At 70.2% G+C, this 25,573-nt stretch carries 24 protein-coding genes and 1 pseudogene; 14 read left to right on the top strand and 11 right to left on the bottom strand.

Annotated features, from left to right (window positions below; all coding sequences use genetic code 11):
• Positions 1–82: 82 nt before the first annotated feature.
• The 3 genes from P3T37_RS11925 to P3T37_RS11915 all read left to right on the top strand — a co-directional run bounded on the left by P3T37_RS11925 (position 83) and on the right by P3T37_RS11915 (position 2,408).
• The gene (locus P3T37_RS11925; RefSeq protein ID WP_280723509.1) at positions 83–265 is read left to right on the top strand and encodes a DUF6104 family protein; all 183 of its coding nucleotides are present in this window, start codon (positions 83–85) and stop codon (positions 263–265) included.
• 215 nt (positions 266–480) lie between these two features.
• Positions 481–1,386, top strand: a complete 906-nt coding sequence (locus tag P3T37_RS11920; RefSeq protein WP_280723508.1) for a DUF4097 family beta strand repeat-containing protein — start codon at positions 481–483, stop codon at positions 1,384–1,386.
• On the top strand, positions 1,383–2,408 hold the full coding sequence (locus P3T37_RS11915; RefSeq protein WP_280723507.1) for a PadR family transcriptional regulator: 1,026 nt from the start codon (positions 1,383–1,385) through the stop codon (positions 2,406–2,408). The genes P3T37_RS11920 and P3T37_RS11915 overlap by 4 nt, the downstream gene beginning before the upstream one ends.
• 58 nt (positions 2,409–2,466) lie before the next feature.
• Here the strand turns inward: P3T37_RS11915 and P3T37_RS11910 are convergent, their stop codons facing one another.
• Both P3T37_RS11910 and P3T37_RS11905 read right to left on the bottom strand, forming a co-directional pair.
• Positions 2,467–3,429 (bottom strand): zinc-binding dehydrogenase, encoded by a 963-nt coding sequence (locus P3T37_RS11910; protein ID WP_280723506.1) that lies wholly within the window; start codon positions 3,427–3,429, stop codon positions 2,467–2,469.
• Between the two features lie 96 nt (positions 3,430–3,525).
• Positions 3,526–4,662 (bottom strand): annotated as a pseudogene (locus P3T37_RS11905) (NADP-dependent malic enzyme); the annotation flags it as partial.
• A 726-nt stretch (positions 4,663–5,388) separates the two neighbouring features.
• Here P3T37_RS11905 and P3T37_RS11900 point away from each other — a divergent pair.
• From P3T37_RS11900 to P3T37_RS11880, 5 genes are all read left to right on the top strand, one after another.
• Complete coding sequence (locus P3T37_RS11900) at positions 5,389–6,306, top strand: ABC transporter substrate-binding protein (RefSeq protein WP_280723504.1); 918 nt, start codon at positions 5,389–5,391, stop codon at positions 6,304–6,306.
• A 160-nt stretch (positions 6,307–6,466) separates the two neighbouring features.
• Positions 6,467–7,396: an ABC transporter substrate-binding protein gene (locus P3T37_RS11895; RefSeq protein WP_280723503.1), complete on the top strand. Its 930-nt coding sequence runs from the start codon at positions 6,467–6,469 to the stop codon at positions 7,394–7,396.
• A 36-nt stretch (positions 7,397–7,432) separates the two neighbouring features.
• Entirely contained in the window at positions 7,433–8,407 is a 975-nt protein-coding gene (locus tag P3T37_RS11890) for an amino acid ABC transporter permease (protein ID WP_280723502.1), read from the top strand.
• Between the two features lie 26 nt (positions 8,408–8,433).
• Positions 8,434–9,186: an amino acid ABC transporter ATP-binding protein gene (locus P3T37_RS11885; protein ID WP_280723667.1), complete on the top strand. Its 753-nt coding sequence runs from the start codon at positions 8,434–8,436 to the stop codon at positions 9,184–9,186.
• A gap of 110 nt (positions 9,187–9,296) precedes the next feature.
• The gene (locus P3T37_RS11880) at positions 9,297–9,905 is read left to right on the top strand and encodes a CGNR zinc finger domain-containing protein (RefSeq protein ID WP_280723501.1); all 609 of its coding nucleotides are present in this window, start codon (positions 9,297–9,299) and stop codon (positions 9,903–9,905) included.
• Here the strand turns inward: P3T37_RS11880 and sodX are convergent.
• Positions 9,889–10,281, bottom strand: a complete 393-nt coding sequence (gene sodX / locus P3T37_RS11875) for a nickel-type superoxide dismutase maturation protease (protein WP_280723666.1) — start codon at positions 10,279–10,281, stop codon at positions 9,889–9,891. The two genes, P3T37_RS11880 and sodX, sit on opposite strands and share 17 nt — an antisense overlap.
• Positions 10,282–10,555: 274 nt before the next feature.
• On the opposite strand from sodX, the gene sodN reads away from it, so the two are divergent.
• The 4 genes from sodN (at position 10,556) to P3T37_RS11855 (ending at position 13,438) form a co-directional block, all read left to right on the top strand.
• A complete protein-coding gene (gene sodN, locus P3T37_RS11870; RefSeq protein ID WP_280723500.1) occupies positions 10,556–10,951 on the top strand; it encodes a superoxide dismutase, Ni in 396 nt (131 codons plus the stop codon).
• Positions 10,952–11,038: 87 nt separating this feature from the next.
• Positions 11,039–11,515, top strand: coding sequence for a GNAT family N-acetyltransferase (locus P3T37_RS11865; protein WP_280723499.1), 477 nt, complete (start codon positions 11,039–11,041; stop codon positions 11,513–11,515).
• A 273-nt stretch (positions 11,516–11,788) separates the two neighbouring features.
• Entirely contained in the window at positions 11,789–12,211 is a 423-nt protein-coding gene (locus P3T37_RS11860; RefSeq protein WP_280723498.1) for an anti-sigma regulatory factor, read from the top strand.
• A 153-nt stretch (positions 12,212–12,364) separates the two neighbouring features.
• Positions 12,365–13,438, top strand: a complete 1,074-nt coding sequence (locus P3T37_RS11855) for an RNA polymerase sigma factor SigF (RefSeq protein ID WP_280723497.1) — start codon at positions 12,365–12,367, stop codon at positions 13,436–13,438.
• Positions 13,439–13,494: 56 nt separating this feature from the next.
• Here the strand turns inward: P3T37_RS11855 and P3T37_RS11850 are convergent, their stop codons facing one another.
• Positions 13,495–13,920, bottom strand: a complete 426-nt coding sequence (locus tag P3T37_RS11850) for a hypothetical protein (protein ID WP_280723496.1) — start codon at positions 13,918–13,920, stop codon at positions 13,495–13,497.
• Positions 13,921–13,971: 51 nt separating this feature from the next.
• Here P3T37_RS11850 and P3T37_RS11845 point away from each other — a divergent pair, with 51 nt between their 5' ends.
• Entirely contained in the window at positions 13,972–14,943 is a 972-nt protein-coding gene (locus P3T37_RS11845) for a diacylglycerol kinase family protein (RefSeq protein WP_280723495.1), read from the top strand.
• A 373-nt stretch (positions 14,944–15,316) separates the two neighbouring features.
• Complete coding sequence (locus P3T37_RS11840) at positions 15,317–15,568, top strand: WhiB family transcriptional regulator (protein WP_014138019.1); 252 nt, start codon at positions 15,317–15,319, stop codon at positions 15,566–15,568.
• Between the two features lie 440 nt (positions 15,569–16,008).
• Here P3T37_RS11840 and P3T37_RS11835 read toward each other — a convergent pair whose 3' ends face one another.
• The 7 genes from P3T37_RS11835 to P3T37_RS11805 form a co-directional block, all read right to left on the bottom strand.
• Entirely contained in the window at positions 16,009–17,526 is a 1,518-nt protein-coding gene (locus P3T37_RS11835) for a PAS domain-containing sensor histidine kinase (protein ID WP_280723494.1), read from the bottom strand.
• Positions 17,527–17,904: 378 nt separating this feature from the next.
• Complete coding sequence (locus tag P3T37_RS11830) at positions 17,905–18,966, bottom strand: SIS domain-containing protein (RefSeq protein ID WP_280723493.1); 1,062 nt, start codon at positions 18,964–18,966, stop codon at positions 17,905–17,907.
• 148 nt (positions 18,967–19,114) lie between these two features.
• Positions 19,115–20,419 (bottom strand): extracellular solute-binding protein, encoded by a 1,305-nt coding sequence (locus P3T37_RS11825; protein WP_280723492.1) that lies wholly within the window; start codon positions 20,417–20,419, stop codon positions 19,115–19,117.
• A gap of 85 nt (positions 20,420–20,504) precedes the next feature.
• Positions 20,505–22,058: a glycoside hydrolase family 3 N-terminal domain-containing protein gene (locus P3T37_RS11820; protein WP_280723491.1), complete on the bottom strand. Its 1,554-nt coding sequence runs from the start codon at positions 22,056–22,058 to the stop codon at positions 20,505–20,507.
• A 10-nt stretch (positions 22,059–22,068) separates the two neighbouring features.
• Positions 22,069–22,908 (bottom strand): carbohydrate ABC transporter permease, encoded by an 840-nt coding sequence (locus P3T37_RS11815; protein WP_280723490.1) that lies wholly within the window; start codon positions 22,906–22,908, stop codon positions 22,069–22,071.
• Positions 22,905–23,885 carry a sugar ABC transporter permease gene (locus P3T37_RS11810; RefSeq protein WP_280723489.1) on the bottom strand — a complete coding sequence of 327 codons (981 nt, stop codon included), beginning with the start codon at positions 23,883–23,885 and terminating at the stop codon, positions 22,905–22,907. Before P3T37_RS11810 ends, P3T37_RS11815 begins: the two co-directional genes overlap by 4 nt.
• A 139-nt stretch (positions 23,886–24,024) precedes the next feature.
• Positions 24,025–25,290 (bottom strand): extracellular solute-binding protein, encoded by a 1,266-nt coding sequence (locus P3T37_RS11805; protein ID WP_280723488.1) that lies wholly within the window; start codon positions 25,288–25,290, stop codon positions 24,025–24,027.
• Positions 25,291–25,573 lie beyond the last annotated feature (283 nt).

Genomic DNA, 25,573 nt, shown 5'->3' with positions numbered 1-25,573 from the left:
CCGCTGGTACGCACCGCGGGCCCGGTCTCCTCGGAGGCCGGGCCCGCAGCACCATCCGAACCGTTCACCCCCGGAGCAGACCGTGTACTTCACCGACCGCGGCATCGAGGAGCTGGAGAGCCGGCGCGGCGAGGAGGAGGTCACTTTCGAGTGGCTGGCCGAGCGCCTGCGCGAGTTCGTCGACCTCAACCCCGACTTCGAGATCCCGGTCGAGCGGCTGGCCACCTGGCTGGCCCGGCACGACGACGACGAGGACGAGGACTGAGCACCGCAGCACCGCAGCACCGCATACGAAGGGTCCGGGAGGCAGTTGCCTCCCGGACCCTTTCGCATCTCGGCGCACCGACCACTCGGACGGAACGCTTGACTTCAGCGTCACGCGATATATCGTGTTACTTGGAAGACGCGATACATCGCGATCCGCCGGATCGTCGCCCCTCCAGCGTACGACGACGGCGGCCCAACGGGAGGACGAACACCATGACGCAGTGGACGGTCAGCGAACCTGACAAGATCATCATCGAGGAGCCGGTCCGCAGCCTGCAGGTCCGCATCGTCGGCGGCGCGATCAACGTGGTCGCCGCCGAGGGCCCGGCCCGCCTGGAGGTCACCGAGCTGGAGGGCGAGCCCCTCCAGGTCACCCTGGAGGACGGGGTCCTCACGGTGACCTACCCGAACCTCGACTGGAGCGACTTCGGCGAGAAGTTCAAGTCGGTCGACTCGGTCAAGCACTTCCTGTCCGGCCTGCGGCGCAAGCGCCGGGCCGTGGTCTCGCTGACCGTGCCCGCCGCCACCGCGGTGAAGCTCGGGACGGTCACCGCCGAGTCCACCGTCTCCGGCGTGCACGGCGGCACCACTGTCCACGGCGTCGCGGGTGACACCACCCTGGTCGAGCTGGACGGCCGCACCGAGGCCAAGTCGGTCTCCGGCAACGTGGACGTCCAGGCGGTCTCCGGCGAGCTGCGGGTCAACACCGTCTCCGGCGAGCTGACGGTGATCTCCGGCACCGCCGCCACCCTGCGCGCGAACTCGGTCAACGGCGCCGTCACGCTCGACCTGGACGGAACCACCCCGGCCGACATCAAGATCAACACGGTCAACGGCGACGTCGCGGTCCGACTGCCGCAGCCCGCCGACACCACCGTCGAGGCCGGCAGCACCAACGGCAACTTCTCCAGCGCCTTCGACGAGCTGACCCTGGGCGGGACGTGGGGCTCCAAGAAGCTCAGCGGCAAGCTCGGCGCGGGCACCGGCAAGCTCCAGGTCACCACGGTCTCCGGCGCGATCTCGCTGCTCAGCCGCCCGGCACCGGAGGAGGAGGGCCTGACCCTGGTCAAGGAACTCCCCGCCGCCGCCCCGACCGACACCGAGGAGGGTTCGGCATGAGTGCGGTCTTCGCGCACGGCCGGCTGCGGCTGTACCTGCTCAAGCTGCTCGACGAGTCGCCGCGGCACGGCTACGAGGTGATCCGCCTCCTCGAGGAGCGCTTCCACGGCCTGTACGCGCCCTCCGCCGGGACGGTCTACCCGCGGCTGGCCAAGCTGGAGCAGGAGGGCCTGGTCGAGCACTCCACCGAGGGCGGCCGCAAGGTCTACCGGATCACCGAGGCCGGTCGCACCGAGCTGACGGCGCGTCAGGATGATCTGGCGGAGCTGGAGGTGGAGATCCGCGACTCGGTGGCCCAGCTGGCCGGCGCGATCCGCGAGGATGTCCGGGACTCCGCCAAGGATCTGCGCGACGAGCTGCGCAACGCCGCCCGCAACGCCCCCAAGGCCGGCCCGACCGCTCCGACCGACCCGGAGGACAGCCCTGGCGAGGCCTGGAAGGGCCAGTGGGGCGACAAGTCCTGGCAGCGCACCCGCGAGGAGTACGCCGGCTTCAAGGCCCAGGCCAAGAAGGCCAAGGAGCAGGAGAAGGCCGCCAAGGAGCAGGCCAAGAAGGCCAAGGAGGAGGCCCGCAAGGCCCGGGAGCAGTCCCAGGCGGTGCGGCAGGCCGCCCAGCAGGAGGCGCTGCGGATCAAGCGGCGGGTGGAGCAGCAGGTCCGCGAGCACGTCAGCAAGGGCGACTGGCCGACCGGGTTGGCCGAGGGGCTCTCCGAGCTGACCCGGGGCCTGGCCGGACTGGCCGACTCCGCCCGCTGGGACACCTCCGCAAGCTCCGCCGATGCCGAGAAGATCACGGTCACCCGGGTCGACTTCGAGAAGGACGCACCCGCCGACCTGCCCGGCTGGGCCGCCACCGACCCGGCCGGCGACCCGGCACGGGAGCTGGACCGGCTGCTCGACCGCTTCCGCGACCAGGTCCGCGACGCGGCCCGGGACGGCGGCGGCGTCGACGCCGACCAACTGGCGCAGGCCAGGGCCGTGCTGGGCTCGGCCGGCGAGCGGCTGCGCAAGCTGCTCGGCTGAGGCTGCCACCAGTGCCCCGCGACCCCTCGGGGGTGGGCCGCGGGGCACAACCCGTATGTCAGGGGGTCAGCACGATCTTGCCGAAGACATCGCCCTTGGCCAGCTTGGCGAAGGCGTCCCGGGCCTCGGTCAGCGGCAGCACCGAGTCGATCACCGGCCGCACCCCGCCGTGCGCGCAGAGCGCCAGCAGCCCGGCCAGCTCCTCCTTGGTGCCCATGGTCGAGCCGACCACCTTCAGCTCCAAGAAGAAGATCCGGTTCAGCTCGGCCATCGCCGGGCTCGGCCCGGAGGTCGCGCCGGAGATCACGATCGTGCCGCCCGGGCGCAGCGACTTCACCGAGTGCGACCAGGTCGCCGCCCCGACCGTCTCCATCACCGCGTCCACCCGCTCGGGCAGCCGCGCCCCGCTCTCGAAGGCGGCGTCGGCACCCAGCTGCACGGCCCGGGCGCGCTTGGCCTCGTCCCGGCCGGTGACCCAGACCCGCAGGCCGGCGGCCTTGCCCAGGACGATCAGCGCGGTGGCCACCCCGCCGCCGGCGCCCTGGACCAGCACGGTGTCGCCGGGCTTGACCCCGGCATTGGTGAAGAGCATCCGGTACGCCGTCAGCCAGGCGGTCGGCAGGCAGGCGGCCTGCTCGAAGGAGAGCTCGGCGGGCTTGGGCAGCAGGTTCCAGGTCGGCACGGCCACCCGCTGGGCGAAGGTGCCCTGGTAGCGCTCGGTCAGGATCGAGCGCGGCTCGTCGGGGCCGACGCCGTGGCCGCTCTGGCCGATCACGGAGTGGATGACCACCTCGTTGCCGTCCTCGTCCACCCCCGCCGCGTCGCAGCCCAGGATCATCGGCAGCCGCTCGGCGGGCAGGCCCACCCCGCGCAGCGACCAGAGGTCGTGGTGGTTGAGGGTGGCGGCCCGGACCGTCACCACGCTCCAGCCCGGCCGCGCCTGCGGCTCGGGGAGCTCGCCCAGTTCCAGGGCGCTCAGGGGGTCGGCGGCATCGGTGCGTGCGGCATAGGCGGCGAACATGTCCCGGACACTAGCGCCGACGGCCAGGGCCCGGAACCACGCGCGGGTGTGACCTCCACCGCGTGTCCCGGGCCCATGGACGCAACTGACCTACGGTCAGCGGCGGGCCACGCCCTCACGGCGGGCCGCCTCGGCGACCGCCTTGGTGACGGCCGGGGCCACCCGCGGGTCGAACGGCGAGGGGATCACCCGCTGGGCCGTCAGGTCGTCCGCGACCAGCTCGGCCAGCGCCTCGGCGGCGGCCAGCTTCATGCCCTCGGTGATCCGGGAGGCCCGGACCTGGAGCGCACCGGCGAAGATGCCGGGGAAGGCCAGCACGTTGTTGATCTGGTTGGGGAAGTCGGAGCGCCCGGTCGCCACCACTGCGGCGTACTTGTGCGCGATCTCCGGGTGGATCTCCGGGGTGGGGTTGGCCATCGCGAAGATGAAGCAGTCCTTCGCCATCCGCGCCACCGCCTCCTCCGGCACGGTGCCGCCGGAGACGCCGATGAAGACGTCCGCGCCTTCCAGCGCCTCGGCCAGCGAGCCCTTCAGCCCGGCCTTGTTGGTGATCTCGGCGATCTCGGCCTTGACGTCCGTCAGGTCGCCGCGGCCCTGGTAGACCACGCCCTTGCGGTCGCAGACCGAGACGTCCCCGATGCCGGCCGCGACCAGCATCTTGGCGATCGCGATGCCGGCCGCGCCCGCACCGGAGATGACGGCCCGCAGCTCGCCGATCCCGCGACCGGTCAGCTTGGCGGCGTTCCACAGCGCCGCGGTGGAGACGATCGCCGTGCCGTGCTGGTCGTCGTGGAAGACCGGGATGTCCAGGGCCTCCTGGAGCCGGCGCTCGATCTCGAAGCAGCGCGGCGCGGAGATGTCCTCCAGGTTGACGCCGCCGAAGGACGGCGCGAGCCGGACGACCGTCTCGACGATCTCGTCCACGCCGGTGCATGCCAGCGCGATCGGCACCGCGTCCACGCCGCCGAACTGCTTGAAGAGGATCGCCTTGCCCTCCATCACCGGAAGGGACGCCTCGGGGCCGATGTCGCCCAGGCCGAGCACGGCGGTACCGTCGGTGACGACCGCGACCGTGTTGCCCTTCCAGGTGTACTCGTTGACCAGTTCGGGCTGCTCGGCGATGGCCGTGCAGACCCTGGCGACACCTGGTGTGTAGGCGAGGGACAGGTCGTCCGCGTCGCGCACGGGCACGGTGGCCCGCACCTCCATCTTGCCGCCGCGGTGAAGCGCGAAGACGGCGTCGACCGGATCGTCGGTGTCCTGCGTACCGGTATTGATGATCTCCGCTGCCACGATGACCTCTTCGTCATAGTCAGCGAGGGCGCACGCGCCGACAGGCGTTCGACCCGCCCGGGGGATGCTGAAATCCCGGGTCCGCCACAGCGGGCCCGGATCCGGGAGGTCGGGGCGCTGCCGTCGGACGGGCGCCCTCGGGTGAGGGTTTGGTGTTCTGGGTTGGGCATCCGGGCTGAGCCTAGGCCCGGGAAAAGGCACCGCACCTGTGCCTGGTTTCCTCGTCACGCACTGTTCACCCCGGGATGGCACCACGCGGTACTCGAGTTTCGGAAGAACTCTGAGCACCGGTGCCTTCGACGGCGATTCGGTACGCACACCCGCAGGGTGAACAGAAGACGCGGAGGGGAGCTGGTGCCTCGGCTACGGAGTCGACGTCAATCGACTTCCGGTCCTGCGCACCCCGGCCCTGTCGGGAGCCGGCGGTCTCTGTTCGGTATCGGGGATCACCCGATAGCAGATTCTGACACACCCGCCCCCCGGCCCGGCAGACCGGGATGGGAGGATCCCCTTTCCCGCCCCTTGCGGCGGACCTCGCGCGACCGGCCGCACACCCTTCTCCCCGCGGCCCTCCAGGGCAATCGTCCGAGGTCCGCGCTGCACACCCCAGCAGCCCTCCCACGGCGGACTCCCCCTCTCGCTTCCCCCCTCAGGAAGACCTCTGCCATGCCCTACAGCCCTTTCTCCGTACCCGTACCTCCTGTCCTGGCCGTCGGCCTGGGCAGCCTCCTGCTGGCCGGCTGCGGCAGCACCGCCGCCTCCACGACGAACCCGGGGGCCGCCCTGCGCGCGCAGCTCCCCAAGGCGATCAAGTCGGCCGGTGTGCTCCGGATCGGCTCGAACCTCAACTACGCCCCGGTCGACTTCGAGGACCAGAACGCGACCCCGGTCGGCCTGGACCCGGACCTGGCGGCCGCGCTCGGCAGCTACCTGGGCCTGAAGGTGCAGTTCGACAACATGCCGTTCGACAAGCTGATCCCGGCCGTCCAGTCCGGCCAGATCGATCTGGCCATGTCGGCCGTGATCGACACCCAGCAGCGGCAGACCGGGGCCGACGACAACGGCCACCAGGTCAACCCGGGCGTCGACTTCGTCGACTACTTCGAGACCGGCAGCACGCTCCTGGTGAAGGCCGGCAACCCGGCGGGCATCAGCACGCTGGACAACCTCTGCGGCCACACCGTCGCGCTGCAGAGCGGCACCATCCAGGCCCAGATCGTCGCGCGCCAGCAGACCGCCTGCGCGCGGTCGAACCGGCCGCTGAAGGTCGACCTGTTCGACACCGACGGCCAGGCGCTGGCAGAGGTCGCCAACGGCACCGCGGTGGCCGACCTGAACGACTACCCGGTGGCGGCGTACACGACCGACCCGAGCCGCAACGGCGGCCAGTTCCAGGTCACCGGCTCGCTGCTGCAGCCGAGCCCCTACGGGATCACCGTCGCCAAGACCGACCCGACGCTGCGCGACGTGCTCTCCAGCGCGCTCAACCAGCTGATCCGCAACGGGAGCTACGACAAGCTCCTGACCAAGTGGGACATGCACGACGGCGCCATCCCGGACGCCCAGGTCAACGGCGGGTTCTGACCCCGCCAGGACCCCGCCAGGTGGAGGAATCTCGCCGGGCGCGAGCCGGGGACCGGTGAGAACCTGTCCAAAAGGTCCCAAAAAGGGCGGAGGAGAGCGGGCAGCCGGCCCGCTCTCCTCCGCTCGGGACACCCCACCCTCTCCGCAGGAGGCTCGCCCCATGAGCGCCCGTCCCCTCCGCCCCCGGCTGCTCGCAGTTGCGGCGGTCCTCGCCAGCGGCTCCCTGGTCGTCACCGGCTGCAGCAGCAGCAAGAGCAGCTCGTCCTCCGCCGGCGCCTCCTCCAGCGCGTCGATCGCCACTCCCAGCGCCGTCGCCTCGCTGGCCGACCAGGTCCCCGCGGCCATCAAGTCGAGCGGCAAGCTCGTGATGGGCACCGACGCCTCGTACGCGCCGAACGAGTTCAAGGACGCCAACGGCAACATCGTCGGAATGGACGTCGATCTGGCAGGCGCCATCGCGAAGAAGCTGGGCCTGACCGTCGAGGTGCAGGACGCGACCTTCGACTCGATCATCCCGGGCATCACCGCGAACAAGTACCAGCTGAGCATGAGTTCGTTCACGGACACCAAGGAGCGCGAGGCCTCGGTCGACATGGTGACGTACTTCTCGGCGGGCACCGGCACCGCGGTCAAGGCGGGCAACCCGCAGAAGATCGACCCGACCGACCTGTGCGGCAAGAAGGTCGCCGTGCAGACCGGCACCACCCAGGCCGACGAGATCAAGAACGTCCTCAACCCGGCGTGCACGAAGGCCGGCAAGCCGACCATCCCGAACGACGGCGACAAGTTCGACCTGCAGACCGACGTCACCAACGCGCTGGTCTCCGGCCGCGACGACGCGATGCTGGCCGACTCCCCGGTGGTCGACTACGCGGTCAAGCAGACCAACGGCCAGCTGGAGACGATCGGCTCGGTCACCGGGACCGCCCCCTACGGCGTCGTGCTGCCCAAGGGCACCACGCTCACCCCGGCCGTGCAGGGCGCCGTCCAGTCGCTGATCGACGACGGCACCTACAAGTCCATCCTGACGAAGTGGGGCGTGCAGGCCGGCGCGATCGACAAGTCGGTCGTCGACGGCGCCACCAGCTGATCCACCCGTGCTGAACCAACCCCCTGAGGCCACACCGTGAACTCTTCCGATCAGGGGTCGGTCCGTCCGGGACAGCCTGAAGCGATCAAGGCCGTCCCGGTCCGCCACCCCGGACGCTGGGCCGGAGCCCTCGTCGTCGCGGTCCTCGCGGCGATGCTCATCCACGCTCTGGTAACCAACCACCAGTTCCAATGGGACGTCGTCCGCAAGTACCTCTTCGACTCCTCGATCCTGCACGGCCTGGGGGTCACCCTCGAACTGACCGCGCTCTCCATGCTGATCGGCGTGTTCGGCGGCACCATCCTGGCGATCATGCGGCTCTCGCCGAACCCGGTGCTCTCGGGCACCGCCTGGTTCTACATCTGGGTGTTCCGCGGCACGCCGATCCTGGTCCAGCTGCTGTTCTGGAACTTCCTCGGCGCGCTCTGGCCGAAGCTCTCGATCGGCGTCCCGTTCGGCCCCGCCTTCGGGTCCGAGTCGACCAACAAGCTGATCCCGCTCTTCGTCGCCGCCCTGCTGGGCCTGGGTCTGAACGAGGCGGCCTACATGGCGGAGATCGTCCGCGGCGGCATTCAGTCCGTCTCGGTGGGCCAGACCGAGGCCGCGCACGCGCTGGGCATGAGCCAGTCCAGCACGATGCGGCGGATCATCCTGCCGCAGGCGATGCGGGTGATCATCCCGCCGACCGGCAACGAGACCATCTCGATGCTGAAGACCACCTCGCTGGTCTCGGCGATCTCGCTGGAGGAACTGCTGCGGGCCGGTGAGAACATCTACTCCCGGACATTCCAGACCATTCCGCTGCTCGTGGTGGTAAGCATCTGGTATCTGCTGATGACCTCGATCCTGACGGTCGTCCAGTACTACATCGAACGGCACTACGCGCGCGGGGCCAACCGGATCCTGCCGCCGACGCCGTTGCAGCGGCTGCGCGGCCTGTTCTCCGGGCGGTCGCCCCGGACGACCACGCCCGACGTGGTCCCGGGCCTCGAAGGAGGCGGTCACCTGTGAGCGAGCCGACGACGACTGCGGCCGCGATGGTCCGGGCCGAGGGCGTGCGCAAGTCCTTCGGGTTGGTCGAGGTGCTCAAGGGCATCGACCTGGAGGTCCGCACGGGCGAGGTGTTCGTCCTGGTCGGGCCCTCCGGCTCCGGCAAGTCCACCTTCCTGCGCTGCATCAACCACCTGGAGAAGGTCAGCGGCGGCCGGCTCTCGGTCGACGGCGAGCTGGTCGGCTACCGCCAGAAGGGCGAGCGGCTGTACGAGCTGCGCGACCACGAGGTGGCCCGCAAGCGCCGGGACATCGGCATGGTCTTCCAGCACTTCAACCTGTTCCCGCACATGACCGCGCTGGAGAACATCACCGAGGCGCCGGTGCAGGTCAGGAAGGAGGGCAAGGCCGACGCCCGGGAGCGGGCGCGGGCCCTGCTGGAGCGGGTCGGGCTGTCCGACAAGGCCGCCAGCTACCCCTCCCAGCTCTCCGGCGGCCAGCAGCAGCGGGTCGCCATCGCCCGGGCGCTGGCGATGAAGCCCAAGCTGATGCTCTTCGACGAACCCACGTCGGCGCTCGACCCGGAGCTGGTCGGCGAGGTGCTGGACGTGATGCGCGGCCTCGCCGAGGAGGGCATGACGATGATCGTGGTCACCCACGAGATGGGTTTCGCCCGCGAGGTGGGCGACGCGCTGGTCTTCATGGACGCCGGCGTGGTGGTCGAGTCCGGCCACCCGCGCGAGGTGCTCGCCAACCCGCAGCACGAGCGGACCAAGGCGTTCCTCTCCAAGGTGCTGTGACCGCCCGCCGGGCGCCGGTCCCTCCGAGGGGCCGGCGCCTTCGCGTTTCCTCCGTGAGGTAATAGGCTGAAGGCTGCCTGCCCGTTACCGCCCCTCTCGGAAGGACCGCTGTGGAGCTCGCCGCGTACGCCGACTACGCCGTCCGGCTGGTGAACAGCGAGGAGCCGGAGCGCGGCACCGACGCGCTGGTCTCCGTCGAGGCCGTGCGCTCGCTCTTCGCGAGCGGCGACTCGCGCGGCGCCCGGCTGGCCGACGAGTCCGACCTGCCCCGGCTGCGCGGGGTCCGGACCAGGCTGCGGGCGGTCTTCGTCGCCGCCGCGGAGGGCGACGAGGTGCGCGGGGTGGACCTGCTGAACAGCCTGCTGGTCGAGTACCCGGTCAGCCCGCTGGTCTCCGGCCACGACTACCTGGACGAGAGCGGGAAGCCGCGCTGGCACCTGCACCTGGCCGACAACGCGCCGACCGCCGCGGCCAACTTCACCGCCGTCGCCTGCATGGGCCTGGCCATCCACCTCACCGAGCTGGGCGCCGACCGGCTCGGCATCTGCCAGGCCGCCCCCTGCCGCAACGCCTACCTGGACACCTCCACCAACCGCTCCCGCCGGTACTGCTCCGACCGCTGCGCCACCCGGGCCAACGTCGCCGCCTACCGGGCCCGCAAGCGCCTGGAGGCGGCAGCCGCGGCCGGTGCGGCAGCGGCGCTCACAACTCCGGGCTGAGCCGGCGGAAGACCCCGAAGCGGGCGGCCAGGCCCGGCACCCGGGCCAGCGGCCAGCCGCAGAGCAGCCGCTCCAGCCAGCCGGCCGGGGCCAGCCAGACCGGACGCGGCCGGACCCGCAGCAGCACCCGGCCGAGCACCAGATCGTCGGGGACCGCGCCGTACTCCCGGCTGTCGCTCTCGACGAACTGATTGTCGGACAGCAGCCACCAGCCGCCCGCGCGGCGCTCGGTGGCCCGCTTGACCACCAGCAGGTCCTGCCGCAGCGGGTGACGCACCAGCACCACCGCGCCGGGCCGCAGCCGGGCGCCGTACCGGACCACCAGCTGGTCACCGCTGAACAGGGTGGGGACCATCGAGGGTCCGGCCACCGTCATCAGGCCGAACGGCAGCAGCCCGCCGCCGACCTGCTCTCTCGGCTCTGGGCCCACGTCAGAATCCCGCCGCTTCGCCGCCATTCGCTCCGCCTCCTGCTCCCTGCCGCCGTCCGGCGCCACGCGTCCACGGTCCAGCATCGCGCATCACGCACAGGCGTCCGATATCTACCGCTTCGGGCTCCTCCTTTTGCCCTAGGCCCCTGTCCCGGCCGCGAGATCCAAGGGGCAAACGGGTAGTCTCGGCCGCGGGAAGACGATCTAAGGAAGGACTCCCATGTTCGCTCGTCTGTTTGCTCCGCGGGTGACCGCACACGCTCACTGCGACCTGCCCTGCGGTGTCTACGACCCGGCTCAGGCCCGGATCGAGGCCGAGTCGGTGAAGGGTACTCAGGAGAAGTACCAGGCCAACGAGGACGCCGATTTCCGCGTTCGCGCCCTGATCATCAAGGAGCAGCGCGCCGAGGCCGTCAAGCACCACCTGTCGGTCCTGTGGAGCGACTACTTCAAGGCCCCGCACTTCGAGAAGTACCCCGAGCTGCACCAGCTCTTCAACGACGCCCTGAAGGCCGCCTCGGCGACCAAGGGCTCGACCGACCCGAAGACCGGCGAGAAGCTCCTCGAGCTCATCGCCCAGATCGACACGATCTTCTGGGAGACCAAGAAGGCGTGACGCTCGACGTCGCACCGCGTGGATGCCCCTCACTCCTCGGAGTGAGGGGCATCCGCCGTTCGGGTGGACCGCAGTAGGCTCGGGCACATGATCAGGCAAGCCACCGTGGAAGACGTCCCCGTCATCATCGAGATGATCCGCGAGCTCGCGGACTACGAGAAGGCCCTGCACGAGGCGAAAGCCGGCGAGGAACAGCTGCGCGAGGCGCTCTTCGGCGAGCAGCCGGCCGTCTTCGCCCACATCGCCGAGGACGACGCCACCGGCGAGCGCGTCGGCTTCGCGCTCTGGTTCCGCAACTTCTCCACCTGGCGGGGCACCCACGGCATCTACCTGGAGGACCTCTACGTCCGGCCCTCCGCACGCGGCGGCGGGCACGGCAAGGCCCTGCTCACCGAGCTGGCGCGGATCGCCGTGGAGCGCGGCTACGACCGCTTCGAGTGGTCGGTGCTGGACTGGAACGAGCCGTCGATCGGCTTCTACCGCGCGCTCGGCGCGGAGCCGATGGACGAGTGGACCGTGCACCGACTGTCCGGGGATGCGCTGCGCCTGCTCGGCACGCGCTGAGACCGTAGCGAGGAATCACGTCGGATGTCTGCCCCACAGGGTCGCCGGGGCCTACCATGAGTCACCCTCGGCCCGTCCGGGGTCGCGACATCCGTCCGCCGATAGCGGTAACGTCTCGGGCGGACGGCCCGCGTCCGGTGCCTCCCGGCTGGGTAGGAACCGGTACGTACCGCACCACCCCTCAAGACAGTTGGGGCGAAGCAGTTGAGCCATGCAACAGAACGTGCCGCGGCCTCGGGGTCCACAGCACAGCGCGTCACCCAGGAGGTGAGGGTGTCCCAGATCCACGGCGATCCTGAGAACAAGGCAGCCAGGGACTTCGTCGAAGTCCGCCTGCCCGCGCAGGGTGCCTACCTCTCGGTGCTGCGGACGGCCACGGCCGGCCTCGCGGCCAGACTGGACTTCACCCTCGACGAGATCGAGGACCTCCGCATCGCGGTGGACGAGGCCTGCGCCATCCTGCTCCAGCAGGCGGTGCCCGGCTCCGTCCTGTGCTGCGAGTTCCGACTGGTCGGAGACGCCCTTCGGGTGACCGTCTCGGCCCCCACCACGGACGGACGGGCGCCGGAGCGCGACACCTTCGCCTGGACGGTGCTCTCCGCACTGGCCGGCGAGGTGGAGTCGACGGTCGCCGAGGACCGGACGGTCACCATCAGTCTGCACAAGAAGCGCGGCGGGACGATCAGCCAGCCGTGACCTCCTCACCGGCCGTGCGGGTCGGCGGCGATCGACGGAGTCGAACCCCCGGAACGGTTCGCTCCCGTTCCGGGGGCGAACCGCGGTACAACCAATGTGATGGCCCGGCCGCGCAGGCGGCCGGGTGCTCCCGGAACGGAACGGGGGATCGCCGTGAGTGATCTGGATCGCAACTCTGCCCAGCCGTCCGCAGAAGGCCGCGCCGCGCACGGTACGGTGGCCGGCCGCCGTACCGTACCGGCCCAGCCGGGCGGGTCCACCTCGGGGCCCGCCCCCCACGACGACGCGCACCCGAAGGACGCCCACCGGATGAGCCAGCCGACCGACCCGACGCCGGAGCCCACGGCAGCCGCGCTGCCGGACCAGGCAGCGGCAGGCCTGCCGGAGGCCGCGGACGACGCCGTGCCGGACCACACCGAGACCGTCCGGGCCTCGGTACCCGCCCAGCTGATCCCGCACCACCGCTCCGGCGCCCCGGACCGGGAGGCCGCCCGGGCGCTCTTCGTCCGGCTCTCCACGCTGGCCGACGGCTCGCCCGAGCGCGTGGAACTGCGCAACCAGCTGGTCCGGATGCACATCCCGCTGGTCGAGCACCTGGCCCGGCGGTTCCGCAACCGCGGCGAGCCGCTGGACGACCTGACCCAGGTGGCCACCATCGGCCTGATCAAGTCGGTGGACCGGTTCGACCACGAGCGCGGAGTGGAGTTCTCCACCTACGCCACGCCGACCATCGTGGGCGAGATCAAGCGGCACTTCCGGGACAAGGGCTGGGCGGTCCGGGTGCCGCGCCGGCTCCAGGAGCTGCGGCTCTCGCTCACCACCGCGACCAGCGAGCTCTCCCAGCGGCACGGGCGCTCCCCCACCGTGCACGAGCTGGCGGAGCACCTCGGGATCTCCGAGGAGGACGTGCTGGAGGGCCTGGAGTCCGCCAACGCGTACAGCACGCTCTCACTGGACGTCCCGGACAGCGACGACGAGTCGCCGGCCGTGGCGGACACCCTGGGGGCCACCGACGAGGCGCTGGAGGGCGTCGAGTACCGCGAGTCGCTCAAGCCGCTGCTGGCCCAACTGCCGCAGCGCGAGCAGAGGATCCTGGTGCTGCGGTTCTTCCGGAACATGACGCAGTCGCAGATCGCCGCGGAGGTCGGCATCTCGCAGATGCACGTCTCGCGGCTGCTGGCCCGCACTCTGGCCCAGCTGCGCGACAAGCTGCTGGTCGAGGAGTAGAGCGGCCGCGAACGGCCCGAGGACGCGGTGTCCTCGGGCCGTTCGCGTACCCGGGTTCAGCGGTACAGGGCTTCGGTGACCCTGGGGGTCAGCAGGGCCACCACGCCGACCAGACCGGCCAGCGCGACCAGCACACCCAGCGCCGCCATCGCGCCGCCGGTCTGCAGCATGAAGTAGCCGACCGGCAGGCAGAGCGTGTGCACCAGCACGGAGGGGCTGCGGCCCCAGCGGCGCAGCCGCAGCAGGCCCCAGGCGGCGAACAGCGGCAGCACGCCGAGCAGCAGGATGACGAACCCGCCGAACTCGTTCAGGCCCTGGTTCCTGGTGTCCTCGACCAGGCCGGCCACGCTCATGTAGATCCCCCAGGCGGCCAGGGCCGCGCCCTCGGCCGCGGAGAGGGCGGCGCCGAAGAGCAGCGCGAGGGGCCGGGAGGCGGGTGCGGCGGCGGGCGCTGCGGCGGGTACGGAGGTTTCTGCGGTCACCCCAGCAGGGTAGCCGCCGCCCGCGGCGTACCGGGCCGTAGGCTGAACCTCATGCGCGCGCTTCTGGTCGTGAACCCGAAGGCCACCACCACCAGTGGCCGTACCAGGGATGTCCTGACCCACGCCCTGCGCAGCGATCTCAAACTGGAGGTCGCGGTCACCGAGTACCGCGGACACGCCCGGGACCTGGCCCGCGAGGCGGCCGAGTCCGGCACGGTGGACCTGGTGGTGGCGCTCGGCGGGGACGGCACCGTCAACGAGGTCGTCAACGGGCTGCTCACCCATGGACCCTCCGAACGGGTGCCCCGACTGGCACTGGTGCCCGGCGGCAGCACGAACGTCTTCGCCCGCGCCCTGGGCCTGCCCAATCACCCGGTGGAGGCCACCGGCGTCCTGCTGGACGCCCTGGAGCACCGCCGGGAGCGGGCGATCTCGCTGGGCAAGGCGATGAGCGACGGTGTGCCGGACCGCTGGTTCACCTTCACCGCGGGCCTCGGCTTCGACGCCGGCGTCGTCGGGCGGGTGGAGGAACAGCGCAGGTCAGGGCGGAAGTCGACGCACGCGCTGTACGTCCGCGAAGCAGTCCGGCACTACATCACCGAACGTGAGCACCGTCGGCACGGGCCGGTGACGCTGGAGATTCCGGGCCGCGCACCGCAGTCCGGACTGGTGATGACCATAGTGTCCAACACCTCCCCGTGGACCTTTCTGGGGAATCGCCCGGCGCTGCCGTCCCCCCAGGCCTCCTTCGAAACGGATCTCGACGTCTTCGGCGTCACTCGAATGACCGCGTTCGGAACCGCTCGTACGGTCCGTCAGGCCCTGTGGCCGCACACTCCTTCGGAGCAATCCGCCACACCCACGGGACCCACCGGTAAACACGTCGTCTCCTATCACGACGTCAGACACTTCACCTTGGTTTCACAGGAACCGGCCCCATTTCAGGTCGATGGGGACCACCTTGGAGACAGGAGTCGCGTCAGTTTCACAGGCGTTCGCCGGGCACTGCGTGTGATTGTGTGACCAGAAGGGGGTCCCGCCCTTCTTCTCGAACGCGCTAGCCCCCTTCACCCCATAGAAGTACGGGCTGTGAGCTAGGCGACACCGAAGAATCAAAAATTCCTTCTCGAAGGGGGTTGTATCCGAGCCCGAGGTTTGCGAACCTCTACATGGCGATCGGGATGCGTCGCAGCGGGACACCGCGACGCATCCCCACTGAGCATCCCGACCGGGATCCTCTCAGGACTCGCCCGAACCCCCCTCAGCTCAGACCGCCAGGCCGTAGAGGCCTTCTGGCCCTTTTGCCGTTGCGGGATTCGTGAAAGCGTTCACATTCACAAGCCATCGATTGCGCCGAACCGGGCCACCGCCTGTCGGCAGGAGGAGTTGGACGACCATGGATTGGCGTCACCGCGCTGTCTGCCGCGAAGAGGACCCGGAGCTGTTCTTCCCGATCGGGAACACCGGTCCTGCTCTGCTGCAGATCGAGGAAGCCAAGGCCGTGTGCCGCCGCTGTCCCGTCATGGAGCAGTGTCTGCAGTGGGCACTTGAGACCGGCCAGGACGCCGGCGTCTGGGGCGGAATGAGCGAGGACGAGCGCCGTGCGATGAAGCGCCGTGCCGCCCGCAACCGCGCCCGCACCGCCTGAGCGACTTCCTGTTACACCGCACGTTAGCAGCACAGATCAGTAAGTCTGATCAGCGGTAGAGCTGACCAGCGGATTGGCCACTTGGCTAGCCAGCGAACTGATCTTCAGCAGGACCGATCAACATACGATCAAGGACTTCGCCCTCAGTTCGGCGAGGCCTTCCGCAGGATCCGGCCGCGTCTCGGCGCGGCCGCTGTGGCACAGCTCGGCCCGGACACTTGATACTGTTCACAGAGAGCAATATCGTGGACCTGGGACGCTCACCGTACGCAACACCACGGGGCGAGCGACCTGCCGGTGCCCGCTGTCGGCTGACAGTGCCACCACCAAAGAGCCCCCGTTCCGACCGACTCCCCCCGACGGCCGGAACGGGTTGAGAGGCCCTGCCGACCCACCCCCCCGGTCGGCAGGGCCTCGTTTCTCTTTTCCGCCCAGGTTTTTCAGCGGACCGGAATCTCCAGGACGACCTTCGTGCCGCCGTCCGGCGCTGCGACCATGTCGAAGGTGCCGCCCAACTCCCCGGTGGCCAGCGTCCGGACGATCTGCAGCCCGAGATTGCCGGCCTTCTGCGGGTCGAAGCCCTCGGGCATCCCCCGGCCGTTGTCCTGCACGGTGATCAGCAGGTACTCGTCGGGCTTCGCGCCGCCGTTCCAACTGTCCGACCACCCCATGCCGGTGGCCGGTGCCCGCCCGCGCAGCGCGCTGACCTCCAGGCTGCCAGCCGCCTTCGGGCCGAAGGCGTGCTCCAGGGCGTTCTGCAGCAGCTCGGTGAGCACCATCGCCAGCGGCGTCGCCACGTCGGCCGACAGGATCCCGAAGCTGCCGCTGCGCCGGGTGGTCACCTGGCCCTCGTGGGACAGCTCCATCACCATCGACAGCACCCGGTCCGCGATCTCGTCGAAGGCGACCCGCTCGTCCAGGTTCTGCGAGAGCGTCTCGTGCACGATGGCGATCGAGCCGACCCGGCGGACCGCCTCGTCCAGCGCGGCGCGGGCCGCCTCCGAGTCCATCCGGCGGGACTGCAGGCGCAGCAGCGCCGCGACCGTCTGCAGGTTGTTCTTCACCCGGTGGTGGATCTCCCGGATGGTGGCGTCCTTGGTCATCAGTTCGCGTTCGCGGCGCCGGAGTTCGGTGACGTCGCGGGCCAGCACCAGCGAGCCGGTGTGCACGCCCTTGGGCTTGAGCGGGATGGCCCGCAGGGTCACCACGCCGCCCTGGGCCTCCACTTCGGTCTGCCGCGGGGCCCAGCCGCTGGCCAGCTTCACCAGCGCCTCGTGCACCGCGCCGCGCGATGGAAGCGACAACTCCGCCGTGGTGCGCCCGAGGTGACCACCCACCAGATCCGTGGTGAGGCCGAGCCGGTGGTAGGCGGAGAGCGCGTTGGGGCTGGCGTAGGTGACGATGCCCTCGGCGTCCAGCCGGATCAGGCCGTCGCCGACCCGCGGCGCGGCGTCCATGTCGACCTGCTCGCCGGCGTAGGGAAACGTTCCTGCGGCGATCATCTGGGCGAGGTCGGAGGCGCTCTGCAGGTAGGTGAGCTCCAGCCGGCTGGGCGTACGCACGGTGAGCAGGTTGGTGTTGCGGGCGATCACTCCCAGCACCCGCCCCTCCCGGCGGACCGGGATGGACTCCACCCGGACCGGCACCTCCTCGCGCCACTCCGGGTCGCCCTCGCGCACGATCCGGCCCTCGTCGAAGGCGGCGTCCAGCAGCGGACGGCGGCCGCGCGGGACCAGGTGGCCGACCATGTCGTCCTGGTAGGAGGTCGGACCGGTGTTCGGCCGCATCTGGGCGACCGAGACGTACCGGATGCCGTCCCAGGTGGGGATCCAGAGCACCAGGTCGGCGAAGGAGAGATCGGAGAGCAGCTGCCACTCCGAGACCAGCAGATGCAGCCACTCCACGTCGGCACCCGTGAGGGTGGTGTGGCGGCGGACGAGTTCGTTCAACGAGGGCACAGGGCGAGCGTAGCCGGGATGGCCGGGCGGCGGCTCGGCCGCCGGCGGGCGCCGAGGTTGTCCAGACCAATCCGGGCGGACTCCTGGACAATCCAGATTGGTCTAGTCCACAATGAAGAAGCACCAAGGAACGACCCCCGCGCAACTGCCCTGACCGCGCGCGGTCGCTCCTCGGTCGGTCGCCGCAGCAGCCGGACCCCGCACAGTCCGGCCGCGAGACGTCCCTCGGGGACGTGGCGCCCGACGACAGCTCCGGGCTGCGGTGCCACACGGGTTGAGGGTCCCGTGTCGGCGCCGTGGCCCGTAGTGTTTTCCGCACCCAGCACGTACGTAGGCCCCCGGATCGCTCGGCGATCCGGGGGCCTACGTTACGTCCGGTCAGTGGGTCTCGGTGACCTTGGCCAGCGCGCGCGGCGCGTCCGGGTCCTGGCCGCGGGCGATGGTGACCTCGTAGGCCAACTGCTGGAGCGGGAGGATCTCCAGGATCGTCTGGACCTCCTCGGGCACGCCGGCCGGGAGCGCGAAGCCCGCGGAGGCGGCGTCCACCTGATCCTGCTGGCCGATGACCACCAGGTCCGCACCGCGGCCGCGCAGGCGGTCCAGGACCGGCTGCAGGGCCTCGCCGCCCTTGCCGTCCGGGACGATGGCGATGACCGGGGAGACGTTGTCCACCATGGCCAGCGGGCCGTGCAGCAGGTCCGCGCCGGAGAACGGGGAGGCCGGGATGTAGGTGGTCTCCATCAGCTTCAGCGCCGCCTCGCGGGCGGTCGGGTAGCCGTAGCCGCGCGAGGTGATCACCAGGCGCTGGGCGAAGCGGTAGCGCTCGGCCAGCGCCTTCACCTCGGGCTGGCGGGCCAGGATGCCCGCGGCCAGCTCCGGCAGCCCCTTGGCGGCCGCGCCGTCGCCGCCGCGCAGGCCCTCGACGAAGAGGTAGAGCGCCAGCAGCTCGGCGGTGTACGTCTTGGTGGCCGGCAGTGCCTTCTCCGGGCCCGCCAGCACGTCGATGTGGAACTCGGAGACCTCGGCCAGCGGGGAGCCCGGGTTGTTGGTCACCGCGAGGGTGATCGCACCGGCCTCGCGGGCGGCCTTGGTGGAGGCCACCAGGTCCGGCGAGCCGCCGGACTGGCTGACCGTGATCACCAGGACGTCGCGCAGGTCCGGCTTGGCGCCGTACGCGGTGGTCGTCGACATCGAGGTGAGGCCGGCCGGCTTGCCGAGCAGCACCTCGATCAGGTACTTGGCGTACAGCGCGGCGTTGTCCGAGGTGCCGCGCGCGGTCAGCAGCACGAAGCGCGGGTTGCGGGCGGCGATCTCGGCGGCGATCTCGCGGATCTTCGGGGCACCCTCGTCGAGGATGCGCTGCAGGACGGCCGGCTGCTCGGCCATCTCCGCCGCCATGATCCGTCCAGGGGTCACGGAGCTGGTCTGCGTGTCGGACATCTGTTGAGCCTCCGATGAGAGATGGTTCAACCCCTCCGGGCGGCTGCCCGGCGGGGACCTCTTCCGGCGGCGAGTCCGCACACTCGTGCCAGGGCCGATCCTACGGGGGCGGGCGGCCCGGAGCACATCCGAGGGCTCCGCGCCCGTCTCACGACGGGTTGTTGATCAGCTGGTTGATCTTGGCGTCGGCGGCCCTGGTCGCCGCGTCCACCGAGGTGCCGGCCAGGATCGAGCTGAGCATGGCGGGCAGCACGTTCTGCTTCTCCACCGCGCTCCAGCCGGGGGCGATCGGGGTGAACCAGGCGTCCGGCACCGCGTTGGCCGCGGCGGCGGTCTGCGGCTTGTCCTTGAGCGGCGCGAGCTGGGTGAGGTTGTTCGGCAGGATGTTCTTGTCGGCCAGTACCTGCTCCGACCTGGCGCTGGTGAAGAGCCTGATCCAGGCCGAAGCAAGCGTCGACACCTGCGACTTGGCGGTGATCGCCAGGTCGGAGCCGCCGATGAAGCTCGGCAGCGGCTTGCCGTTGGGGCCCGGCATGCCGGTCACCCTGAGCGCGGTCTTCAGCGCCGGGTCGCCGGCCGGGGCCGTCGCGGCGGCGGTCGCCTCCCAGCCGTTGCCGTAGATCATCGCGGCCTTCTGGGTACCGAGCACGTCGGACTGGTGCAGCTCGTTGACCGTCAGATCACCGTGGTTGTACCTGCGCACCAGGTCGACGAAGTGCTGGATGCCCTGTTGCGCCTTCGGATCCTCCAGCGTGCCATGCCAGTTGCCCGAGCTGTCGAATCGGGCGACGGTCCCGCCGTATGCGGCGACGTAGCTCATCGCGGCGTACCAGTACGGGCCGGGCAGGTAGAGCGGGGAGAACGACCTGTCGTCCCTGTTCTTCGCCTGGAGCTTGTCCAGTGCGGACAGCAGGGCGTCCTCGGTGGCCGGGAAGTCGGCGCTGCCGGTGGCCTGTTGGAACATCGCGCTGTTGTAGACGCCGACCCGGGCGCCCGCGTAGTACGGCACGCAGAACAGCTTGTCCTGGTAGGTGCAGGTGTTCTCCAGGCCGCGGATCCAACTGTCCGAGTTCTCGTAGTCGTTGCGGTTCACCTGGGCCAACGAGCCGTCCAGGATGTACTTCATGGTCTCGGTGTTGCCCAGCTCCACGACGTCGGGCGCGCGCCCCTGCTTGAGCGCGTCGTCCAACCTGCCGACCTTGTCGGCCCAGTTCTGATAGCTGAGCTTGAGGGTGACGTCGGGGTACATCGCGGCGAACTCGTCGTTGACCTGTCCGACCAGCTCCGGCCAGCTGGTCTGGGCGTCGTTCATCAGCCAGACGGTGAGCGTGCCGGTGGCGGCCTTCGGGTCCGCGGAGTGCGCGGCCGGCCCGGCCGCTCCCCCGGTGCCGCAGGCGGCCAGGCCGAGAGCGAGGGTGGCGGCGACGGCCGCGGCGACGAACTGGCGCTTCACGCGGTCCTCCTGGAGGGGCCGAGGTACCTGGGCGGCCCCCTCGGAGGACGAATTCTCCGAGGGGGCTTTTCGTTCTGACGAATAGTCAGCAGTGCACGGACGGCTGCCCGGTGAGCACCTCGACGGCGGCCAGGCCGCAGACCCGGGCCGCACCGTGGGTGGCGATGTGCAGCGCGCCGACCGGCTCCGCCTGCGGCACCCCCATCTCGACCACCACGGCATCCGGACGGGCCGTCAGCAGCAGCCGCAGGGCCGCCGCCATCCAGTCGTGCCGGTGCGTGTCGCGCACCACCAGGACCAGCCGGCGCCCCTCCGCGCCGGCCAGCACCCGCGCGACCAGCGCGTCCAACTGCCCCTCCCCGGCCGCCTGCGGGCCGATGCTCTCGGCCCTGGTCCCCGGGAACCGGGCGGCCAGCATGCCCGCCACACCCCACGGGGTCTCGTCGCCCACCGCGATGTTCGCCTGCGGGGAGAACGAGGCCACGTACGGGCGGTCCGTCACCGGGGCGAACGGCCGACCCGGCGCCGCGGTGACCCGCAGCGCGCGCCGGGCGGCGCGCAGGCCGATCGACAGGTCCGGCTCGCCGGTGGCGCCCTGCGCGGAGATCCGCGCCCAGCTGCCCAGTGAGCGGACCCGGGCGGCGGCGTCCGCCAGCCGCTCCTCCGGGAGCCGGCCCGCCCGGACCGCCTCCACGATGGAGTCGCGCAGCCGCAGCACGGTCTCCTCGTCCGCCAGACCGCCCCCGACACAGATCGCGTCGGCACCCGCGGCCAGCGCCAGCACCGTCCCCTCCGCGATGCCGTAGGTGTCCGCGATGGCGCCCATCTCGATGCCGTCGGTGACGATCAGACCGTCGTAGCCGAGGCCGCCGTCCGCCGCCCGGGCGCGCAGCAGGCCGGTGAGCACCGCCCGGCTGAGCGTGGCCGGGTGCACCGGGTCCAGCGCCGGGATCATGATGTGCGCGCTCATCACGGCCTTGGCGCCGGCCGCGATGGCAGCCCGGAACGGGACCAGGTCGCGCGAGCGCAGCAGGTCCACGTCGACGTCCACCACCGGCAGGCCCAGGTGCGAGTCGACGGCCGTGTCGCCGTGGCCGGGGAAGTGCTTGGCGCAGGCGGCCACCCCGACCGACTGCAGGCCCTCCACCCAGGCGGCGGTGTGCCGGGCGCAGAGCTCGGGGTCGGCGCCGAACGAGCGCACGCCGATCACCGGGTTGCCCGGGTTGGAGTTGACGTCCGCGGAGGGCGCCCAGTTGTAGTTGATGCCGCACTCGGCCAGCGCGCGGCCCAGCTCGCGGGCGACGTCGCGGGTCAGCGCCGGGTCGTCGATCGCGCCGAGGGCGAGGTTGCCCGGCCAGGAGGAGCCGGAGCCGGCCTCCAGGCGGGTGACGTCGCCGCCCTCCTCGTCGATCGCCACCAGGACGTCCGGGTTCTCCTGGCGCAGCGCCGCGGTCAGCGCCGCCAGTTGGGCGGGATCGGTGACGTTGCGGCCGAACAGGGCGACCGAGCCGAGGCCGGCGGCGAGCTTGCGCAGCACCCACTCGGGCGCGGCGGTGCCCTCGAAGCCGGGCTGCAGGACCGTCAGGGCGTCGCGGTGCAGCTGGTCGCTGTCCGGAACGCTGGGGATCAGGATGCTCACGGGTGACCTCTCAGCCCTTCACTGCGCCGGCGGTCATCCCGCCCACGGCGTTGCGCTGAAGGAACAGGAAGATGATCAGGACGGGGATGGCGAAGAGGGTGGAGGCGGCCATCGTGGCACCCCAGTCGTCGCCGAAGAGCGACTGGAAGGACGTCAGCCAGAGCGGCAGCGTCTGCGCGCTGCCGGGACCGGTGGCCTTGTTGAGGATCAGGACGAGCGGCAGCTCGTTCCAGGCGGTGATGAAGCCGAAGAGCGAGGTCGTCATCAGGCCCGGGGCGAGCAGCGGGAAGACCACCTTGACGAAGGCCTGGGTCCGGGTGCAGCCGTCCACCATCGCCGACTCCTCCAACTCCTTGGGCACGGCGGCGATGAAGCCGCGCAGCGTCCAGATCGTGAAGGGCAGCACCATCATCATGTAGAACGCCGTCAGCGGGACCAGGCTGTTCAGCATGTCGCCGTCGCGGACGATCATGTAGACGGCGATCGTCATGACCTCCCACGGGGCCATCTGCGCCAGCATGATCACCAGGACGAAGGACTTGCGGCCGCGGAACTTCATCCGGGCGATGGCGAAGGAGGCCAGCGTCGCGATGACCAGCGAGCCCAGCACCGCGAGCACGGTGACGGTGAAGCTGTTGCCGACCATCTCCCAGAACTGCGCGGCCCCCGTGGCGGTGCCGAAGTGCTCCAGCGTGCCGCGCAGCGGGAAGAAGACCGGGGTCTTGCTGATGATGTCGCTGTTCTGCTTGAAGGCCGTACTGAACATCCAGTAGACCGGGAAGATGAAGAAGACGAAGAGGACGACCGCGATGGCGTTGGGCCAGCTGCGTCCGATGATCGAGCGCCTCACAGCTCGTCCTCCTGCTTCAGAATGATCCGGAAGTAGTACGCCATCAGCACGACCAGCATCAGGATGGTGAGCACCGCGATCGTGGCGCCGATGCCGTAGTGCTGGTTGCCGGTGCCCTGGATGTAGGCGTAGAACGGCAGCGTCTGGGTGAGTCCCTGGGGGCCGCCGGCGTTGACGGCGAGGATCTGGGCGAAGGACTTGAAGACCCAGATGATCTCCAGGAACGTGGTGCTCAGGAAGAACGGCTTCAGGCTGGGGAAGACCACCCAGCGGAAGATCCGCCACGCTCCGGCGCCGTCCATCCGGGCCGCCTCGTAGAGCTCGGCCGGGATGGTGGTCAGGCCCGCGTACATGTTGAAGGCGACGAACGGGATCGACTGCCAGACGATCAGCAGGACGATCACGAAGAAGGTGCCGGTCTGCGAGCTGTACCAGTTGTAGTCGGCCATGTCGTGCCAACCGAGCTGGTCCAGGACCCAGTTGACGACGCCGAAGCGGGAGTCGAAGAGCCAGCTGAAGACGGTGGCGGCGGCCACGATCGGCATCGCCCAGGCGAGCATCAGGGCGGCCTGGAGCAGGATCCGCATCTTCTTGCCGAGCCGGTTGAGCAGCAGGCCGACCAGCGTGCCGCCGCCCATGATCAGCACGACGTTGACGGCCGTGAAGGCGATCGTGCGGCCGGTGGTGTGCCAGAACTCCGAGCTGGTCAGCTGGTCCGTGTAGTTGGCGAAGCCGTTCCACTCGGTCAGGTGCAGGATCAGCTGGCGCTTGTTCAGGTTCTGGAAGGAGAGCTCGAACGTCTTGACCAGCGGCCAGCCGAGCAGGGCCAGGGTGGCCAGGATGGCCGGCAGCAGCAGCAGGTAGGGCGCGCTGCGGCTCAGCAGGCTCGGACCGGCGAACGGTCTGCCGCTGTTGAGGGCGTCGCCCGCTGCTCTCTTGGGGGATTGCACCCGCACCGGTTCCGACTGAACTGCCATCGATCCTCTTCTCAGCGGCCGCCGTTGGACATGGGGACCTGCCTGTCGGCAGCGGTCAGGGTCTGACCGCCCCGCAAAACACTGCGGCGGCGCCGCGCACCGGTCCCTTCCGAGGATCGGTGCACGGCGCCGCTGGGGACTACTGCTTCTGGCCGAGGAGCTGCGTCATGGTGGCGTCGTACTTCTTGGCGGTGGCGTCGTAGTCCGCACCCTGGAGGACGGCCGCGAGGAAGTCCTTGATCGGGTTCGGGGTGTTCTCGACGTTCGACCAGTTCGGGGTGTTCGGCGTGGTGGCGCCGTTGGCGCTGGCCGGGATGGCCGCCTGGGCGAACGGGGTGGTGGCCAGCGAGTCCAGCGAGGTCTTGTTCGGGACCAGGCCGGTGGCGGCCATCTGGCCCTCGTACTTGTCCGACATCATGATCTTCAGCAGGCCCTTGGCCAGGTCGGGGTTCTTGGTGTCCTGGGCGATCGCGAGGTTCGAGCCGCCGAGGAAGACGCCGGACGGCTTGTCGGCCGTGGTCCCCGGGAGGGCGAAGAAGCCGACGTTGGACGTCGGCATGTCCGCAGGGGCCGGAGCCTCCCAGCCCAGGCCGATCATCGCGCCCACGTCACCCTTGGCGAAGACCGTGGTCTGCTCGGGGGTGGCCTCGTCCTTGTCCTTCGGCGCGTTGGAGTAGCTCTGCAGCTTCTGGAAGGTCTGGAAGGCGGTCTTGGCCTCCGGCGACTCCAGGTTGCCGGCCCAGGTGGAGCCGGTCTGCTTGGCGATCTGGCCGCCGATGCCCGCGAGCAGGCCGAAGTAGGTGTACCACTCCTGGCCGGGCATGTACATCGCCTGGGAGACGCCGGCGGTGGCCTTCAGCTTGTCGAGGTCACCGTAGAACTCGTCCAGGGTCTTCGGCGTGCCGGTGATGCCGGCCTTGGTCCAGAGCGCCTTGTTGTAGATGACCACGCGGTTGGTGAAGTACCACGGCGCGGCGTACTGCTTGCCGTCCAGTACCGAGGAGGCGTTCAGGTTGGCGGCCCAGTCGTTGCCGCCGAGGTCGGCCTTGGAGGAGGTGAGGTCGAGCAGGCCGCCGGTCGCCGCGTAGCCCGTGGTCTGGGTGTTGCCGACCTCCAGGACGTCGACGGAGTTGTCGGAGAGGCCGGTGGTGACCTTCGCGCCGATCCCGTCCCACTTCTGGATCTGGATGTTGAGCTTGGCACCCGGGTACTGGGACTCGAAGTCGGCCTTGACGCCGTCCTGCCAGGCCTGCGGGGCGGAGCCGGACATGAGCCACGCGGTGACGGTCTTGCCGTCGTACTTCGCGGCGCCGGTCGAGCCACCGGACTTAGCGGACGAACCACAAGCCGCGACACCGACGACCATTGCTGCGACGCCGACCGCCGCGATGAGCTGACGCTTCACGCCATCCTCCTGAGGGATGCCCGGTTGCCCTCCATCGGCGGCCTGCGGCATACCCCCGCAAACCGGTGGTAAGTGGTGCCGCGAACCCGTGAGATGGGCTGGGATTCATGTGTTGGTCTGCAGTGGTGTAGACCAGATGCCAGGAGCTTGGCCTAGACCAATGGGTGTGTCAACGGGCCGAAGACCAATCGGGACTAGCCGTTATCAAGCCGACACCGCTCATCGTTCATCGTGTGATGAGGTGCCCGTCGCCGGGGCATACGTGCAACGATGTGTGCCGTTA

It is taken from the genome of Kitasatospora sp. MAA4 (genome assembly GCF_029893355.1).
Classification (GTDB): Bacteria; Actinomycetota; Actinomycetes; order Streptomycetales; family Streptomycetaceae; genus Kitasatospora.
The sequence above is the reverse complement of the archived record's forward strand: the minus strand, read 5'-3'. Positions and strand labels throughout refer to the sequence as shown.